The organism is Gordonia aichiensis, assembly GCF_039946255.1.
Classification (GTDB): domain Bacteria; phylum Actinomycetota; class Actinomycetes; order Mycobacteriales; family Mycobacteriaceae; genus Gordonia; species Gordonia aichiensis_A.
The window spans coordinates 474,343-493,018 of record NZ_JBCDWL010000002.1; the positions used below are offsets into that span (position 1 = coordinate 474,343).

Below are 18,676 nucleotides of genomic sequence, written 5' to 3' on the forward strand. Positions count from 1 at the left end.
GGCGCACCCCACCCCGCCGACTGCGGTCGACCGAACGAGAAACGCGATGACTGATGACGCTTGACGAGACCCAGGCCGTGCTGTCCGACGAGACCGCCCGCGGCCGGCATGTTCGCCTCCCGGGCGAGTCGGTCGTCCCGCTGTCGGCGGCGCAGCGCAGCATCTGGTTCGCGCAGCAGTTGTCGCCGCAGACGCCGATCTCGATCGCGCAGTACGTCGACGTGTCCGGTCCCCTCGACACCGGTCTGCTCACGCGCGCCGCCCGACAGGCGGTGCACGAATACGGCGTCACGATGGTGCGGCTGATCCCCGCGGCCGACGCCGCCGCGGCCCCGTCCTTCCTGATGGACGACGACGCCCCGGACGAGATGACCCACCTCGACTTCCGCGACCGCCCGCACCCGGAGGACGCGGCCATGGAATGGATGGACGCGGAGTTCCGGCGTCCGTTGAACGTCTTCGACGATCGACTCATCGAATCGGTCACCCTGCGGGTCGGCGAGCACCGGTACTTCTGGTACATGCGGGTGCATCATCTGCTGCTCGACGGATACGGCGCCGCCGGCCTCACCCAGCGGACCGCCGAGGTCTACACCGGGCTCGCGCAGGGGTGCGAGGTCTCACCGAACCGGGCGGGCACGCTCGCCGAGATCGTCGCCGACGAGGACGACTACCGGCACTCGACTCGCTTCGAGCGCGACCGAGAGCACTGGGCGCAACGGGTGGCCGACCTGCCCGACCCGATCCGGCTCGCCGAACCGGTCCCGGGCGGCGACGGGGCCTCGCGGACCGCGGGCGGGCGACTTCCCTCGGCGGTGCGCGACCGCGTCGAACGCTACTGCGATCAGCACGCGGCCACGGTCGCGAGCGTGGTGTCGGCGACCGCCGCGGTGTACCTGGCGCAGATGTCGGGCACCGACGACGTCGTGCTGAGCCTGCCGGTCTCGGCGCGCACCAATGCGCTGCTGCGCCGGTCGGGCGGCATGGTCTCCAACGTCGTCCCGATCCGCGCCGCCCTGACCGGCGAGACGACCGTCGGCGGACTGCTGACCGCGATGACCGCGGAGTTCAGCGGTGCCCTGCGCCGCCAGCGCTACCGCTACGAAGACATGATGCGCGACCGCGCCGCATCGCGACCGGGCGGAGCCGACGCCACGCGCGCCTTCTTCGGGCCGGCCATCAACGTCATGATGTTCCGCGACGAGGTGCAGCTGGGCGAGTGCACCGGTCGCAGTCGGATCCTCAGCACCGGCCCCACCGAGGACCTCGCCTTCACCGTCTACGGCGACGGCGACTCGCTGAGCATCGACCTGGAGGGCAATGCCGCCGCCTACCCGGCCGCCGAACTGAGCGCACATCACCGGCGGTTCATCGGCTTGCTGCAGGCCGTCGTCGAGGCCGACCCCGACACCCCGGTCATGAGTCTGCGGGCGCTGTCGGGCACCGAGCACGCCGCGCTGGTGCCGGCCCGCGGCCCGCAGGCGGCGCCCCCTCGCACCCTCGTCGACCTGCTCGACGAGGTCGCGACCGCGCATCCGGAGGCCGTCGCGTTGCGCGTCGACGGCGTCGGGGAGACCTATCGACAGCTGCGGCGCCGCGTCAACCGGCTCGCCCGCATCCTCATCGAACTGGGGGCGGGGCCGGGCGATTTCGTCGCGGTGTTCGCCGTCCGCGGCGCCGAGGCGATCGTCGCCGAGCTCGCGGTCCTCACCTGCGGGGCGGCCTTCGTGCCGATCGACGCCGCCCTGCCCGACGAACGCGTCGTCCACCTGCTCACCGACAGCGGAGCCCGCGTGGGCATCGCCGGGCCGAAGGCCTACGACCGCGTGCACAACGGCGCGGGCACCGTCTGGGTCCACCCGGAGTCGTTGACCGGCGAGCCGACCGAGCGGTCCGGTGCGGCGGTCACCGACGCCGAGCGGATCCGACCGCTGCTGCTGGACGATCCGGCGTATCTGATCTACACCTCCGGCTCCACCGGACTGCCCAAGGGCGTGGTGGTGCCGCATCGCGGCCTCGGCGCCTTCGTGGCCGAACAGCGTCGCCGGTTCGACGTCCGCGTCGGCGACCGCACCCTCGCCTTCGCCTCCCTCAGCTTCGACGCCTCGATCCTCGAACTGCTGCTGGCCTTCGGCGCCGGCGCCACCCTGGTCGTCACCCCCGGCGGCGTCTACGGCGGTCGGGAGCTGGCGCGCGTGCTCCGCGACGAGCGGATCGACCACGCCTTCCTCACCCCGGCGGCCCTCGCTTCGGTCCCCGACGACGGCCTCGAGGCCCTGCGGACGGTGATCGTCGGCGGCGAGGCGTGCGCGCCCGACCTGGTGGCCCGATGGGCGCCCGGCCGACGCATGTTCAACGCCTACGGTCCCACCGAGGCGACCATCATGGCGACGCTGGCCGGACCGCTCGTCGCCGGCGAACCGGTCACCATCGGCCGGCCGATCACCGGCACGCACCTGGTGGTCCTCGACCATCGCCTGCAGCCGGTTCCGGTCAGCGCGACGGGCGAGCTCTACCTGGGCGGCGACGGCGTCGCCGCGGGGTACCGGCGCGCGCAGACGCGCACCGCGCACCGCTTCGTCGCCGATCCGTTCGGCCGACCGGGGGAGCGGCTCTACCGCACCGGCGATCTCGCCCGCTGGCGGTCGGACGGAACCCTCGAGTACCGGGGCCGGGCCGACCACCAGGTGAAGATCCGCGGCTTCCGGATCGAGCTCGGGGAGGTGGAGGCCGCGCTGGCCGCGACCCCGGGCGTCGACTTCGCGGCCGCCGCCGTCCACGCCGGCCGGACCGGGGAGAAGTTCCTGGCCGGCTACTACCGCGGCGCCGTCGAGCCCGCCGCGGTGACCGCGCACCTGCGCGCCGGGCTGCCCGCACACGCCGTGCCCGCGGCGCTCGTCCAGCTCGACGAGGTGCCGCTGACCTCCTCCGGCAAACTCGACCGCGCCGCCCTTCCCGTGCCCGAGGTGACCCGCGCGGCGTACCGCGCCCCCGACACCCCGCAGGAGCGGGCCGTCGCCGCAGCCTTCGCCGACTGCCTCGGCCAGAGCGGTCCCGGCCTGGACGACGACTTCTTCGCGCTGGGCGGCAACTCGCTGACCGCGACACGCCTCGCCGCCGACCTCGGCGACCTGTTCGGCACGCAGGTGCCGGTGCGCTGGGTCTTCGAGGCGCCGACGGTCGCCGCGCTGGCCGGCCGGTTGCTGGACCCGACCCGCCGCCATCTGCCCGAACTGCGCCGCGTCGTCGCCGACGACGAGGACGTCCAGGTGTCGCCGCAGCAGCAACGCATGTGGATCGTCAACCAGCTCGACACCGCGTCGGCGGTCTTCAACATCCCGCTGATCCTGCGCCTGCGCGGGCCGCTCGACGTCGACGCCCTGGGCGCGGCGTTCGCCGACGTCGTCGCACGCCACGAGACGCTGCGCACCCGATACCCCGACAGCCCGCTGGGCCCGCTGCAACATGTGATCGCCGCCGGCGCGCCCCTGCGGCTCGACCCCGAACCGGTCGCACCGGCCGACCTGGACGGGCGTCTCGCGCAACTGTGCGCCACCGGCTTCGACGTCGCCGCCCGCGTGCCGATGTCGGTGACCCTGCTGCGCACCGGGTCCGACGACCACACCCTGGTGTGCGTGGTGCACCACATCGCGCTCGACGGCTCCTCGACCGCACCGCTGGCCGCCGACCTCGCGCTCGCCTACCGCGCGCGGCTCGGCGGCACCGCTCCCGCGTGGGGGCCGCCGACCGTCACCTACCGCGACTACACCCGCTGGCATCAGGAGGTGATGGGCGAGGCGAGCGACGCCTCCTCGGAGACCTCCCGCCAACTGGCCTACTGGCACCGACAGTTGGCCGGTGCGCCCGAGGTGCTGGACCTGCCCGCGGACCGGCCGCGACCGGCCCGGGCCGGGCTGCGCGGCGCGGCGATCCGCACCGACCTCGATGCGACGCTGGTCCGCCGGATCCGGGACTTCTCCGGCGACACCGGCACCACCGCGTTCATGGTCGCCCACGCCACCCTCGCCCTGCTGCTGTCGCGGCTGTCGGGGACCGCCGACATCAGCGTCGGGACCCCGGTCGCCGGGCGGGGACACCGCGACCTGGCGCCGCTCGTCGGCATGTTCGCGGGCACCGTCGTGCTGCGGACGCAGGTCGACCCCGACCGCGGTTTCGATCGGCTCCTGGCCGACGTGCGGGACACCGACCTGGAGGCGTTCGACAACGCCGACGTGCCTTTCGACACGATCGTCGACCAGCTGGCACCGCGCCGGTCGGCCGCGTACCACCCGCTGTTCCAAGTCGGCTTCTCGTACCAGAACATGGGCGTCACCACCCTCGACCTCGACGGACTGCAGGTGCAGATCGTCGAGCCGGAGGCCGTCGTCGCCAAGTCCGACCTGCACCTGACCATCGTCGACGAGGCCGCGCCCGGCACCGACGGCGGCGCGCTGCGGGTGCAGTGGGAGTACGACGCCGATCTGTTCGACGAGGACACGGTCCGCGGCTGGCACCGCTTCTGGGTGGCCCTGACCGATGCCGCGCTGGCCGCGCCCGCCACGCCGGTCGGCGACCTCGCCGTCGGCCCGCACCCGAGCAGCCTGAGCGGACCGGTCACCGGGCCCGCCGAGACCACCCTCACGGCGCTGCTCGAGGAGGCCGTCGACCGCTTCGCCGACCGGCCCGCCCTGCGCGCCGACGGCGCCGACGCCGATCTCAGCTACGGGGAGCTCGGTGCGCGCGTGCGCCGGTCGGCGCGCCGGCTGGTGGCGGCGGGCGTCGGCCCGGACACCCGGGTCGCGGTGGCGATCCCGCGGTCGGTCGAACTCGTCGAGGCCGTCCTCGCGGTCCTGCACGCCGGAGGCGCCTACGTGCCGATCGACCCGGCGGCACCGGCCGAGCGCACCGAACTGATCCTGCAGTCGGCGCGGCCGGCGCTGGTGATCGTCGCCGGCGCCGCGCCCACGGCCGTCGCGGGCGAGGCGACCCTGGACATCACCGAGCCGCTCGCGGCACCCGCGTCGGCGGCGCCCCTGACCGACGCCGAGCGGCGCGGCCGACTGCGCGCCGACCACGCCGCCTACGTCATCTACACGTCGGGCTCCACCGGGGTGCCCAAGGGCGTGGCCGTCTCGCACCGCGCGATCGCGGCCCAACTCCGTTGGAAGGCGGCGGCGTTCGCCGTCGGACCCGGCGACAGCCTGGTCCTCAAGACCCCGCTGACCTTCGATCTGTCGGTGTGGGAGCTGTTCTGGCCGCTGATCAGCGGCGCGCGTCTGGTGCTGGCCGCACCCGACGGTCACACCGACCCGCGCTACGTCGCCGACCTGCTGAAACGAGTGGAGCCGGCCGCGGTCCACTTCGTTCCGTCGCTGCTGGAAGCGCACCTGGACACCCTCGACGACCGCGGTGAGCACGCCCACCGACCCCGCCTGCTCCTGTGCATCGGCGAGGCGCTCTCGGCGGTCACCGCCCGCCGCGCGCACCGCGCCTTCGGCGGCTCGCTGGTCAACCTGTACGGCCCCACCGAGGCGGCCGTCGGCATCACCCGGCACGACTGGACGCCCGCCGACGACGGCGGGCAGAGCGTGCCGATCGGGCTTCCCGTCGACGACTCCGACGCGCTGGTCCTCGACGCCCGGCTGCATCCGGTGCACCCGGGCGTCGTGGGGGAGCTGTATCTGCGCGGTGTACAACTGGCGATCGGCTACGAGTCGCGCCCGGACCTCACCGCCGGTCGGTTCGTCGCCGATCCGGCCGGCGGGGGACGGCGCCTGTACCGCACCGGCGACCTGGTCCGGGTGCGGCCCGACGGCGAACTGGAGTTCGTCGGCCGCAACGACTTCCAGGTGAAGATCCGCGGCCAGCGGATCGAGCTGGGCGAGATCGAGCAGGCCCTGATCCGCGACCCGCGAGTGCGCGCCGCGGCCGTCGTCGTCGACGATCAGACGCTGGTGGCGCACCTGGTGCCCGCAGACGGCCTCGGCGCAGAGGGCCTCGGCGCCGACGGCCTCGACGTGTCGGCGGTGCTGCACGACCTGCGGTCGCGGGTCCCCGGCTACCTGGTGCCCACCGTCGCCACGGTGCTCACCGAACTGCCGCGCAACCGGCACGGCAAACTCGACCGCGCCGCACTGCCGCGGCCCGCGCGCCGGGCCCGCGACTACCGGGCGCCGGTCACCGGCACCGAGCAGGTCCTGGTGGAACTGCTCACCGAGCTGTTGGGCGCCGGCGTCGGCCCGATCGGCGTCGACGACGACTTCTTCGACATCGGCGGCAACTCGCTGCTCGCCGCCCGGCTGGCGGCCCGCGTCGGCGACCGGCTCGGCGTCGCCCTGCCGGTGGCCGCCGTCTTCGACTCGGCGACCGTCGGCGAACTCGCCGATCACCTCGACAGCGCGGCGGCCGCCGACCGGCCGGTACCCGGTGCGCTGCCCCGACCGGCGGTCGTGCCGCTGTCGCGCCCGCAGCGTCGGATGTGGTTGCTCGACCGGCTCGAGCCCGGAACATCGCGCTACAACCTCCCCGTCGCGCTGCGGCTCGACGGCCCGCTCGACCCGGCCGCGCTCGCCGGAGCGCTGGCCGCGGTGATGGGCCGCCACGAGATCCTGCGCACCGTCTATCCCGGCGACGGCGCGGGACCGCACCAGCGGATCCTGTCGGTCGACGAGGCGATCGCGGCCGCCGGTCTCGACGCGCTCGTCGCCGAACCCGCGACGCCGGGCGAACTGCCCGCCCGACTGCTCGCCGTCGCCGCGCGGGGATTCCGGCTGGCGGAGGAGCCGCCGCTGCGACTGGCGCTGATCCGGCTCGCGCCCGACAGTCACGTCGCGGTCCTGGTGCTCCATCACATCGCCGCCGACGGGTGGTCGCTGCGTCTGCTCGCCGCCGACCTGCTGGCCGCGTACGGCGGTCAGCGGCTGGGCGAGCTGGACGTGCAGTACGCGGACTTCGCGGTGTGGCAGACACACCTGCTCGGCGACGACGCCGAGCGGCACCCGAGCGTGACCGCACAGTTCGACCACTGGCGACGAACCCTGACTGAGCTGCCCGGCCCGCTGCCGCTGCCCGTCGACCGCCCGCGCCCCGCGCACCCGACCCAGGCGGGGGCGACCGTCGAGTTCCGGCTCGACGCCGAGCTGGCGGCGGCCGCCGACGCCTACGCGCGCAGCCGTCGCAGCAGCCTGTTTCACGTGGTGCACGCCGCCCTCACGGTGCTGCTCGGCCGGGTCAGCGGCACCGACGACATCCTCGTCGGCACCCCGGTCGCCGGACGCGGCGCGGGTTCCCTGCACTCGGTGATCGGCATGTTCGTCGAGACGGTGGTCCTGCGCACTCGGCTCGACGAGGACGACACCGCCGACGACCTGCTCGACCAGGTGCGGGCCGCCGACCTCGCCGCGCTCGCGAACGCGGAGATCCCGTTCGACGAACTCGTCGACGCCTTCGAGACCGATCGCGGCGCCGCGCACCACCCGCTGTTCCAGGTGATGCTGGCCTTCGGCGATCCGCTGCCCGCGCCGCTCGTCGTCGACGGACTCACCGCGACGCCGCTCGACATCGAGCTGCCCGTCACCCGGTTCGACCTGCACCTGACCCTCGACGTGCCGCCCGCGGGCGAACTCGACGGTCGGCCGATCCGCGCCCGCCTGACCTACGCCACCGAGCTGTTCGACGAGGCCACCGTGTCGGCGCTGGCCCGGCAGCTGGTCGCGGTGCTGACGGCGATGACGCAGGCCCCGGATCGCAGGCTCGCCGACATCGCCCTCGCCGACGCCGACGGTGCCGCCCCGACCACGGCAGCCCTGATCGAGTCCGCCCCGATCGAGTCCGCCCGGACCGGCACCGCCACCCTCGCCGACCTGCTGACGGCCGGTCGCGGCGGTCCGGTGCGCGGCCCGCAGCCCGCCGGCGGCACCGTCACCGTGACCGCTGCAGAGTTCGCCGCCCGCACCGCGCGGACCGCGCGAGCGCTGATCGCCGCCGGGGTGGGGCCGGAGACCACGGTCGCGGTGGCGGTGGAGCGTTCGATCGACATGCTGGTCGCGATCCATGCGACCGTCCTCGCGGGCGGCGCGTACGTGCCGCTCGACCCGAGCCAACCCGCGGCGCGCATCGCCCGGATGCTCGCGATCGCCGATCCGGCGGTGATCCTCGCCGACGCCGCGGCCGCGCCGCGGCTCCCTGCCGAGTTCGCCGACCGGCTCGCCGATCCGACCGCACTGCACCTGGACCGCAGCGACGCCCCGATCGACGACGCCGACCGACTCCGGCCGCTGCGGGCCACCCACCCGGCGTACATCCTGTTCACGTCCGGGTCGACGGGCGAACCCAAGGCGGTGTCGGTCCCGCACGTCGGCGTCTGCAACCGGCTGTCCTGGATGCAGGACCAGTACCCGATCGACGCCGCCGACACCGTCCTGCAGAAGACGCCGGTGACCTTCGACGTCTCGGTGTGGGAGCTGTTCTGGCCCCGCCTGGCCGGCGCGCGGACCGTCCTGGCCCCGCCCGACCACCACCGCGACCCGATCGCGCTCGCCGACCTCATCGACGCCGAGTCGGTGACCGTCGCGCACTTCGTGCCCGCGATGCTCGATGCCTTCCTCGCCTCCGGCACCGACGCCGCCCTTACCTCGCTGCGGCTGGTGTTCACCAGCGGCGAGGCCTTGGCGGCGTCGTCGGCGGCCGGTCTGCTCGCCCGCACCGGCGCGCAGCTGCACAATCTCTACGGACCCACCGAGGCGGCTGTCGACGTCACCGCGACCCCGGTGCGGGTCGCCGACCTCGACGGACGTCCGGTCTCGATCGGCCGACCCACCGCGGGCAACACCGTCGCCGTGCTCGACCGCCGACTGCGTCCGGTACCGCTCGGGGTGATCGGCGAGCTCTACCTGGGCGGAATCCAGCTGGCTCGCGGCTATCAGGGCCGCGCGGACCTGACCGCCTCGCGGTTCGTCGCCTCACCGTGGGGCGACGGGCGCCGGCTCTACCGCACCGGCGACCTGGTGCGATGGCGCCGCACGGCCGACGCCGCCGGCCCGGAGCTGGAGTTCGTCGGCCGCAGCGACTTCCAGATCAAGATCCGCGGTCAGCGCGTGGAACCGGGGGAGATCGAAGCGGTGCTCACCGCGCACCCGGAGGTCGCCGCGGCCCTGGTGATTCTGCGCGCCGGCGGTCCGGCCGGACCGCAGCTGGTCGCCTACGCGGTGGCCCGCAGCGGCACCGATCCCGCCCCGGCCGAGCTCCGCGCCCTGGTGGCCGAGCACCTGCCCGCCCACATGGTGCCCACGCACGTGCTGGTGCTCGACCGATTCCCCGCGACCACCAGCGGCAAGGTCGACCGCGCCGCGCTGCCCGCCCCCGACCCCGTCGTCGCCGGCGCGCGTCGCGAACCCGCCACCGACTTGGAGGCGTCGGTGCTCGGCATCGTCCGCGACTTGCTCGGCGCACACGTCGGCGTCGACGACGACTTCTTCGACGTCGGCGGCAACTCGCTGATCGCGACCGGCCTGGTGGCACGGCTCGCCGAGGACCTCGGCGTCCGAGTACCCGTTCGGGAGGTCTTCGACGCCCGCACCCCGGCCGCCATCGCGGCGGTGGCCGCGGCCGCGGACCGGCTCGCCGCCACCGACTCGGCGGCGGGCGCCGTTGCCCCGGATCAACTCCCGCTGGGGGCCGCACAACGGCAGATGTGGCTGCACAACCGCATCGACCCCGCCTCGTCGGCCTACCTGATCCTGGTGCCGCTGCGACTGCCCGGCCGGGTCGACGTCGCCGCGATCACCGCGGCGCTCGGCGACGTCCTGGCCCGGCACGAGGTCCTGCGCACCGTCTACCCGGAGACCGTCGACGGTCCGCGGCGGCGGATCCTCGACCCCGCCGCCGTGGCGGCCGCAGATCTCGTCGAGGTCCTCGACGAGGACGCGCCGAGCGCCCGCCCCGGCCTGGAACCGGCGGTCGCCGCGGTCCTCGACATCGCGGCGCTCGACCTCACCGTCGACGTACCGCTGCGGCTCGCGGTGCGACCGGACGGCGACCACACCGCGGTGGCACTGGCGGTGCACCACGTGGCCGCCGACGGCTGGTCGTTGCGGGTGCTGGCCGCCGACCTGGGTGCCGCCTACGGTGCCCGGTCGGCCGGCGTCGCGCCCGAGCTGCCGCCGCCGACGACGACCTACGCCGAGCACGTCCGTCGTCGCGCCGCCCGGATCGGCACCATCGACGACCCGACCTCGATCGCCGCCGCCGACCTCGCCTACTGGCGGCGAACCCTCGCCGACCTGTCGGCCGACGGCGCCCCGCTGCGCGACGGCTCGGCGAGCGGACCGTCGACGATTCAGCACGCCGCACTGGCGGCCGCGGAGCTCGCGGCGCTGGAGTCGCTGGCGACACGGGCGCGGACCACGCTCTTCGGGGTGCTGCACGGCGCGCTCGCGATCGCCCTGGCCCGCAGTTCCGGCGAGCGCGACGTCGTCGTCGGCACCCCGCTGTCCGGTCGCGAAGACCCCGGCGCGGCCGAACTCGTCGGCATGCTCGTGTCCGTGGTTCCGCTGCGCTCGCGGATCGACCCGCGCCGCTCGACGCGGCAGATCCTCGAGCAGTCGGGCGCGACGGTGATCGACGCGCTCGACCACAGCGGCCTCGACGTCGAAGAGATCGTGGACGCCCTGCGGCTGCCGCGGCACCCCGATGCGCATCCGCTGATCCACACCATGCTCACCGTCGACGACCGGCACCCGGCAGGCGGAGGCGAGGCGGCCGACCTGGCCGCCGGGGTGATCGACATCGACCTGCCGACCGCCCGCTTCGACCTCGAGTTCACCGCGACGCCGTCGCCGGAGGGTCTGGCGCTGCGGGTGGTCCACCGCGGCGAGGCCTACACCGGTCCGACCGCCGCGGCCCTGCTGGACCGGTGGCGGCGCGTGCTCGATGCGGCGGCCGCCGACCCCGACCGGCCCGTCGCCGACCTCGACCTCGTCGACCCCGTCACGCGGCGGACGGTGTCGGCGCTGACCACCGGTGCGCCCGAGCCGGCGCCCCGGCCGCTGACCGACGTCCTCACCCGGCGCGCTCACGCGCTGGTGACCTTCGGTCCCGGCCGATCGCGCACCGAGCATTCGCCCGATGAGGTCGCCGCCGACACCGACCGGCTCGCCCGGCTGCTGAGCGAGCGGGGCGTCGGACCCGAGACGGTCGTCGCGCTGTGCCTGTCGCGGTCGTACCTGTCGGTGGTCGCGGCCCGAGCCGTCGCGGCGACCGGCGCCGCCTTCGTGCCGGTCGATCCGCGCCATCCGGCCGAGCGCATCGCCTACATGCTGGCCGATTCGGGAGCCCGGCTGATCGTCACCTCGACGGCCGACCGCGCCGTCGTGGACGCCGCGGCCGCCGATGCCGCAACTCTGGTGATCGATGAGCCGCAGACCCGCACTGCGGCATCGGCGTCCCACGCGGTCGTGCCCGGCCGGATCCTGCCTGAGCACCTGGCGTACCTCATCTACACCTCCGGCTCCACCGGCCGGCCCAAGGCCGTCGGCGTCACCCATCGCGGGCTGGCGTCGTTCGCCGCCGAACAGCGCCGATACGGGGTCCGCGCCGAGTCCCGGGTGCTGCACTTCGCCTCGCCGAGCTTCGACGCCTCGGTGCTGGAGCTGCTGATGGCCGCCGACGTGGGGGCGACGACCGTCGTGGCACCCGGCGACGTCTACGGGGCCGACGAACTGTCGGACCTGCTGCGCGCCGAGCGCATCACCCACGCCTTCCTGACACCGTCGGTCCTCGACACGATCGACCCCGGAGCGCTGCCCGACCTGACGACCGTCATCGTCGGCGGCGACGCCTGCGCCCCGGCGACCGCCCGACGATGGATCGGTGCGGGCAAGGCCTTCTTCAACGCCTACGGACCGACCGAGACGACGGTGATGGCGACTCTCGCCGGGCCGCTGACCCCGCAGTCGGTGCACGGCGGCCGGACGCCGATCGGCGGCGCCGTCACCGGCACGACCGTCCGACTCCTCGACACCGACCTCGCGCCGGTGCTGCCCGGCGCGGTCGGCGAACTGTACGTCAGCGGGGCGGGACTGGCCCGCGGCTACCACGGTCGGCCCGGCCTGACGGCGGCCACCTTCGTCGCCGACCCGTTCGGCCCGCCCGGCTCGCGCTGCTACCGCACCGGCGACCTGGTGGTCGCGAGCAGCGCCGACACCGGCTGGACGCTGCAGCACCGCGGCCGATCCGACGCGCAGCTCAAGATCCGCGGACACCGCGTCGAACCCGGCGAGATCGAGACCCTCCTGCGCGCCGAACCCGGGGTCAGCGGGGCGGTCGTCGTCGGCCGACCGGGCCCGGACGGACGCACCGCACTCGTCGCCTACCTCGTGCCCGCCGCCGACGCCGCGCCCGACCTGCCGCGGCTGGTCCGCGACCGGCTGCGCGCATCGCTGCCCGGGTACGCGGTCCCGGCCGCGATCGTGCCGCTGGAGCGGCTTCCGCTGACCCCGTCGGGGAAGGTCGACGCGCGGGCGCTGCCGGCCCCCGAGTTCGCGGCCGCCGCGACCGCCGCGGCGTCCTCGCTGTCGGAGGTGCTGGTCGCGCAGATCTTCGCCGAGATCCTCGGCGTCCCCGAGGTCGGCGGCGACCTCGACTTCTTCGAGGCGGGCGGCAACTCCCTGATGGCCGCGCAGGCGGTCGCGCGGGTGCGCGCCGCCAGCGGCCGCGAACTGTCGGTGACCGACCTGTTCGACGCGCCCACCGCCGCGCTGCTGGCGGTCCGGCTCGACCGGAACCGCGCGGCGTCCGGGCCGGTGCTGGGCGAGCTCGCCCGGCCCGACCGGATCCCGCTGGCACCCGCCCAGCAGGGCATGTGGTTCCTCAACCGGCTCGAACCAGATGCGCGGACCGAGAACATCCCGCTCGTCGTGCGGCTCGACGGCGACCTCGACGTCGACGCCTTCGTCGGGGCGGTCGACGCGCTGGTGCGCCGCCACGAGGTGCTCCGCACGCGGTACCCGGACTCCGTCGACGGCCCGAGCCAACAGATCCTGCCGCCGGACCGGCACGGGCTCACCGTCGACGTGCGACGGGTGGTGGCCGACGCCGTCGACGCGGCGATCGGCGAGGTGCTCGACCGCGGTTTCGACGTCACGGTCCGACCGCCGGTGCGGGCCCGACTGCTGGCCGTCGCCGGCACCGACCGCCACGTCTTCGTGATGGTGCTTCACCACATCGGTGCCGACGGCCTGTCGGTCGCGGTCCTCGCCCAGGAGCTCGCGGCGGGATATCGGGCCCGCCTCGCCGGCCGGGCGCCCGACCTCGATCCGGTCGCCGTCCAGTTCGCCGACTTCGCCGTCTGGCAGCGCGCCCGGCTCGACGACCCCGAGGGGCCGGCCGCCGTCGATCGGGAGAGCTGGCGGCAGCGCCTGGCGGGGGCGCCGCCGGTGGCCGACCTGCCCGTCGACCGGCCGCGCCCGCCGCGGCCGTCGCATCGCGGCGCGCGGATCGACTTCACCGTCGATCCCGCACTGCACGCGCGCATGGCCGATCTCGCCGGACGCCGGCGCGCCACCGTGTTCATGGTCGCGCATGCGGCGCTGGCAGTGCTGCTGGGTCGCATCGGCGACAACCACGACGTGGTCGTCGGCACCCCCTCGGCGGGGCGCGACGGCGCTCGGCTCGACCGGGCCGTCGGCATGTTCGTCAACATGCTGGCGCTGCGGACCCGGATCGGCGCCGAGGACACCGGCACCGCGGCCCTCGAGGCGAGCCGCGAGGCCGCCCTGCACGCGTTCACGCATTCGGGGGTGCCCTTCGACGCGGTGGTCGGCGCCCTCGACCTGACCCGATCGGCCGCGCACCACCCGGTGTTCCAGGTCGGCTTCTCGTACCAGAACCTGGGTGCGATGTCGCTGGAGCTGCCCGGACTCGAAGCCACCGTGATCGACGACTCGGGCGATGTCGCCGAGTTCGATCTGCACCTGACCCTCGCCGAGGACCTGGACGGAAGCGGGTCCGGCGGACTCACCGGGCAACTGGTCTACGCGACCGAGCTGTTCGACGAGGCCACCGCGCGCGAGTTCGTCGAGCTCTACCTGCGCATCCTGACCGGGATGCTCGACGACCCCGATCTGCCGGTCGGCGACCTGGCACTGCTGGCTGCCGACGAGCCGGGGTCGCGCGAGGACGCCGCCGTGACCTCGTCCGACGTCCCGGCCCGGGGACTGGCCGACGGATTCTGGGCGCAGGCGCGGCGCACACCCGACGCCGACGCCGTCGTCGTCGGCGACCGCGCCCTGTCGTACGCCCGGTTCGGCGAACTGGTCGCCTCCCTCGCGGCCGATCTCCTCGATCGCGGGGTCGGCGCCGACGACCGGGTGGTCGTCACCGCACCCCGCGGGCTCGAACAACTGGTCGCGATGTACGCGGTGGCGACTGCGGGCGCCGCCTACGTGCCCGTCGACCCCGACGTCGTCGATCGCGCGCAGCTGATCCTGTCGGCCGCCGACCCGCTGCTCGTCGTCGGCGCGGGCCCGGCGCCGCGCGGGGTCGTCCGCGAGCGCGCCTACCTCGACGTCACCGGCCGGCCGTCGCGGCGCGAGGCCGTCACTCACCGAATCCGGCCCGTCCCGCCCGCCGCGGCCGCCTACGTGCTGTTCACCTCCGGCTCGTCGGGCGTGCCGAAGGGCGTCAGCGTCCCGCACGCCGCGGTCGGCACCCAGTTGACGTGGATGCAGCAGCGCTACCCGCTCGGCTCAGGCGACACCGTGCTCGTGCGCACCGCGGCCGGCTTCGACCTGTCGGTGTGGGAGTACTGGTGGGCGCTGCAGGCGGGAGCGCGCATCGTCGTCGCCGAACCGGGCAGCGAACGCGACGGCATCGCGCTGCGCAGGCAGCTCGACCGGCACGCGGTCACCGTGCTGCCGACCGTGCCGTCGTCGTTGAGCATGCTCCTGGACGCAGGCGAGCTGCCCTCGTCGGTGCACACCATCCTGTGCATCGGCGAGGAGCTGACCCCCGAACTCGTGGGCCGGCTGCGCGCCACCGGATGCCGGGCGCAGGTCCACAACCTCTACGGCCCCACCGAATGCGCGGTCAGCGCCACCGGCCATCGACTGCCGGACGACGGCGGATCGCCCGCGCGGATCCCGATCGGCGCCGCCCAGCCCGCGGTGTCGGTCCGCGTCCTCGACCGCCGACTGCATCCGGTGCCGGTCGGCGTGGTCGGCGAGCTGTACCTCGGCGGACCCCAGGTGGCTCGCGGCTACCACGGCGATCCGGCGCGGACGGCCGCCGCCTTCGTCGCCGACCCGATCGGCGGCGGTCGGATGTACCGCACCGGGGACCTGGTCCGGTACCTGCGGACCGGCGAGCTGGAGTTCGTCGGCCGTGCCGACTTCCAACTCCAGATCCACGGATTCCGCGTGGAGCCCGGCGAGGTGGAGGCCGCGCTGCGACGATGCGCCGACGTCGACGACGCGGTGGTCGTCGCCGATGCGGGCGGGGAGCGGCTCCTCGCCTTCGTCACCGGCGCCGTCGACGCCGACGCGGTCACCCGCGAGCTCGTCGACCGGTTGCCCGGGTATCTGCGTCCGGAGGTCTTCGTCCTCGAGACGCTGCCGTACAACAGCAACGGCAAGGTCGACCGGGCACGACTGCCGCGGCCCGAACGCGCGCGGCGCCGACACCTGCCACCGGTCACCGAGACCGAGTGCGCGGTGGCCGAGACGATCGCCGAGGTCACCGGGGTGTCGCAGGTCGGGATGGCCGACGGCTTCTTCGCGCTCGGCGGCAACTCGCTGTCGGCGACGCGGGTGGCGGCCCTGCTGTCCGACCGACTCGGTCGCCCGGTGCCCGTGCGCCTCGTCTTCGACGCCGTCGACGTCGCCGACATCGCCGCCCGCATCGACCGCGGCGACCTCGACGGGCCCGTCGCACCGCCGCTCGTGCGCGACGACCGACCCGGCCCGGTGCCCCTGGCGCCGGCCCAGCGCCGCATCTGGGAAGCCGTGCGGTCCGGTCAGGGCGCCGACTGGAATGTGCCGATCGCGCTGCGGTTCACCGGCGAGGTCTCCGTCCCGACGATCGCGGCCGCACTGCTCGACGTGCTCGCCGTCCACGAGGGGCTGCGCACGCGATACCGGGCGGGGGACAGCGGCCCGCACGCCGAGGCACTGCCGATGGCGCGAGCCGAGGCGCTGGTCCGCGAGGGCCTCGTCCCCGAACCGACCCGCCCCGAACTGGTGTCGGAGCGGGTGGCACAGGCGGCGTGGGAGCCGCTGCGGCTCGCCGACGCGCCGCTTCGGGTGCGGCTGTTCACCGTCGGCGACGACGCCGCCGTCCTGCTGCTGGTGCTGCATCACCTCAACGTCGACGGTCACTCGGCCGCCGTCCTGGGGCGCGACGTCCTCACCGCCTTCACGCTGCGGACGGTCGGACAGATTCCGACTCTGCCCGCGCCCACCGTGCGGTACCGCGACTACGCCCGCTGGCGCAACGCGACGGTCGGGGCACCTGCGGCCCGTACCGCCGAGTTCGACCGTCAACTCGCGTACTGGCAGCGGGTGTTTGCGCCCGCGGAGCTCGCCGCGCCGCCGACGCCGACCGACTTCGCCCCACCGGCGGTGTGGGACTCGGCCGGAGCGGCGATCGAGTTCGCCGTGCCCGTCGACGTGCACGAGCGGCTCGCCGACCTGGCTCGGCAACGGGCAGGCGGCCTCTTCCCGGTCCTGCAGGCGGCGTTCGCGGTCGTCCTCGCTGCGCGCGGTGAGGGCGGTCGCGTGCATGTGGCGACCGCGAACGCCAACCGCGCGCACCACGAGCTCGACGGGGTGATCGGCAACTTCGCCGAGGACATTCCGATGCGGCTCGACGTCGCCGACCAGCGGGCGTTCGCCGACCTGATGGCCGAGGTGAACGACCAACTCGTCGGAGCGCTGGCCCATCCGGACGTGTCGGTGCCCGACCTGCTCGACGCCGCAGGTCTGTCGCGCGGTGCCGACGGAGCCACCGGCGCCCCGGTCTTCCCGGCGACGTTGATCCTGCAGCAGTCCGACGTCGTCGAGGCCGGCCTGGACGTCCTCGACCTCGGCGCCGTCACGGTCGGCCGCGAGCCGATCGACGCCGTCGTCGCGAAGCACGAGCTCGAGGTGAGCCTGCGCGAACTCCGCGACGGCGACCGTCCGGCCGGAGTCACCGGAACCCTGACCTACCCGGTCTCCCTGTTCGAGGCGGCGACCGCCCAGGGAGTCGTCGACGACTTCCTCGCTGTGCTGGCACGGGTCGCGGAGGGCGGCGTCTCGTGCACCGTCGCCCAACTCAGGGGTGAGGCCCAGCTCAGGGGTGAAGCAGGGCGCGGGCGAGAAGAGATAGGGGAGTGAGCAGAGATGAGGAGTGAACGGTCATGAGCGTGTCCGTGGTCATCGCGTGCTACCGCGGCCTGCCCGTCCTGCAGACACAACTGCAGGCGCTCGCCGACCAGGACTACTCCGGGGCGTTCGAGGTGATCTTGGCCGACAACGCCGGGGAGCCGGAGCTCGCCGAGTACGTCGAGCACCATCCGCTCGCCGACCGCCTGAGTCTGCGGTGGGTCGACGCCTCCGACGTTGCGGGCACGTCCCATGCCCGCAACGTCGGCACGCGCGCCGCGCGATACGGACTCATCGCCTACTGCGATCAGGACGACGCCGTCCACCCCGAATGGCTCCGGGCGATCGTCGACGGCCTCGCCGGCGCGGAGGCGGTCGGCGGTCCCCTGGAACGCGAGACGCTCAACGATCCGGTCGTCGCGTCCTGGCGCGCCCTGCCCGATCCGGCCGAGCCCCCGGTGCTCGGCCGCTTCCTGCCGATCAGCTTCGGATGCAACCTCGGGGTGCGCCGCGAGGTCTTCGACGCCATCGGCGGCTGGGACGAGGACTATCCGAACGCCGGCGGCGACGTCGAGTTCTGCTGGCGCATCCAGACCTCGGGCCACTCCTTCGGGTACGCGCCGCAGGCGATGGTCGCCTACCGGTACCGCACCGGCATGCGCGAGTCGTGGAACCAGGTGGTCGAGTACGGACGCGAAGAGGTGCGTGTCGCCCGCCAGTACGGCGCACCGGGCAGGCAGTGGTGGTGGACCGTCCTGCACGTCGGCGTCGTCGCCGGAACGAGCCCGATCTGGCCGTGGGCGTGGTCCCGAAGCCGGCGCGGCCAGTGGGTGTGGGTCACCGGGAACCTGGTCGGCCGGGTTCAGGGCAGCATCCGACACCGCTACCGGTACCTCTGACGAGGCGGAATCCGCCGTGACCTGGGGATTTGTGTTTGTGTCCATCGGTGCGTAACTTATTTGAAGTCAGAGCGGCCCGGCCGCGAAGACAAGCCCCCGAAATCGATCACCGCGGCTGGTTCGCGGTGGTTTTTTGCGGGTCCGGCTACTGGTGCTCGGAACTGAAGATCAACGGATTTCCAACGGAAACCAACGGTTTGCAGAACTTCGGGTGACGGTGTTAGGCTGGGAAGGTCGCCTCGGAGACGGGGTGGTGAATGAAAATTTCAGATGTCTGCTGGAGTTCGGCCTGGTTGTTGCTGGGTTGGTGCTGGTGGGTGTGTGTTCTTTGAGAACTCGATAGTGTGTTTTGGATTTTCTTGTGCCACATTATTTTTGTTTTGTGGCGTGGGAGATTTTGGACAGAGTGCTTGCCGGCCC

Annotated in this window: 2 protein-coding genes; both read left to right on the forward strand. The window is 74.0% G+C overall.

What is annotated here, in order from left to right:
* Positions 1–53 precede the first annotated feature (53 nt).
* The gene (locus AAFO60_RS05070; protein WP_347955061.1) at positions 54–17,369 is read left to right on the forward strand and encodes an amino acid adenylation domain-containing protein; all 17,316 of its coding nucleotides are present in this window, start codon (positions 54–56) and stop codon (positions 17,367–17,369) included.
* A 23-nt stretch (positions 17,370–17,392) separates the two neighbouring features.
* Positions 17,393–18,256 carry a glycosyltransferase family 2 protein gene (locus AAFO60_RS05075; RefSeq protein WP_347955062.1) on the forward strand — a complete coding sequence of 288 codons (864 nt, stop codon included), beginning with the start codon at positions 17,393–17,395 and terminating at the stop codon, positions 18,254–18,256.
* Positions 18,257–18,676: the final 420 nt, after the last annotated feature.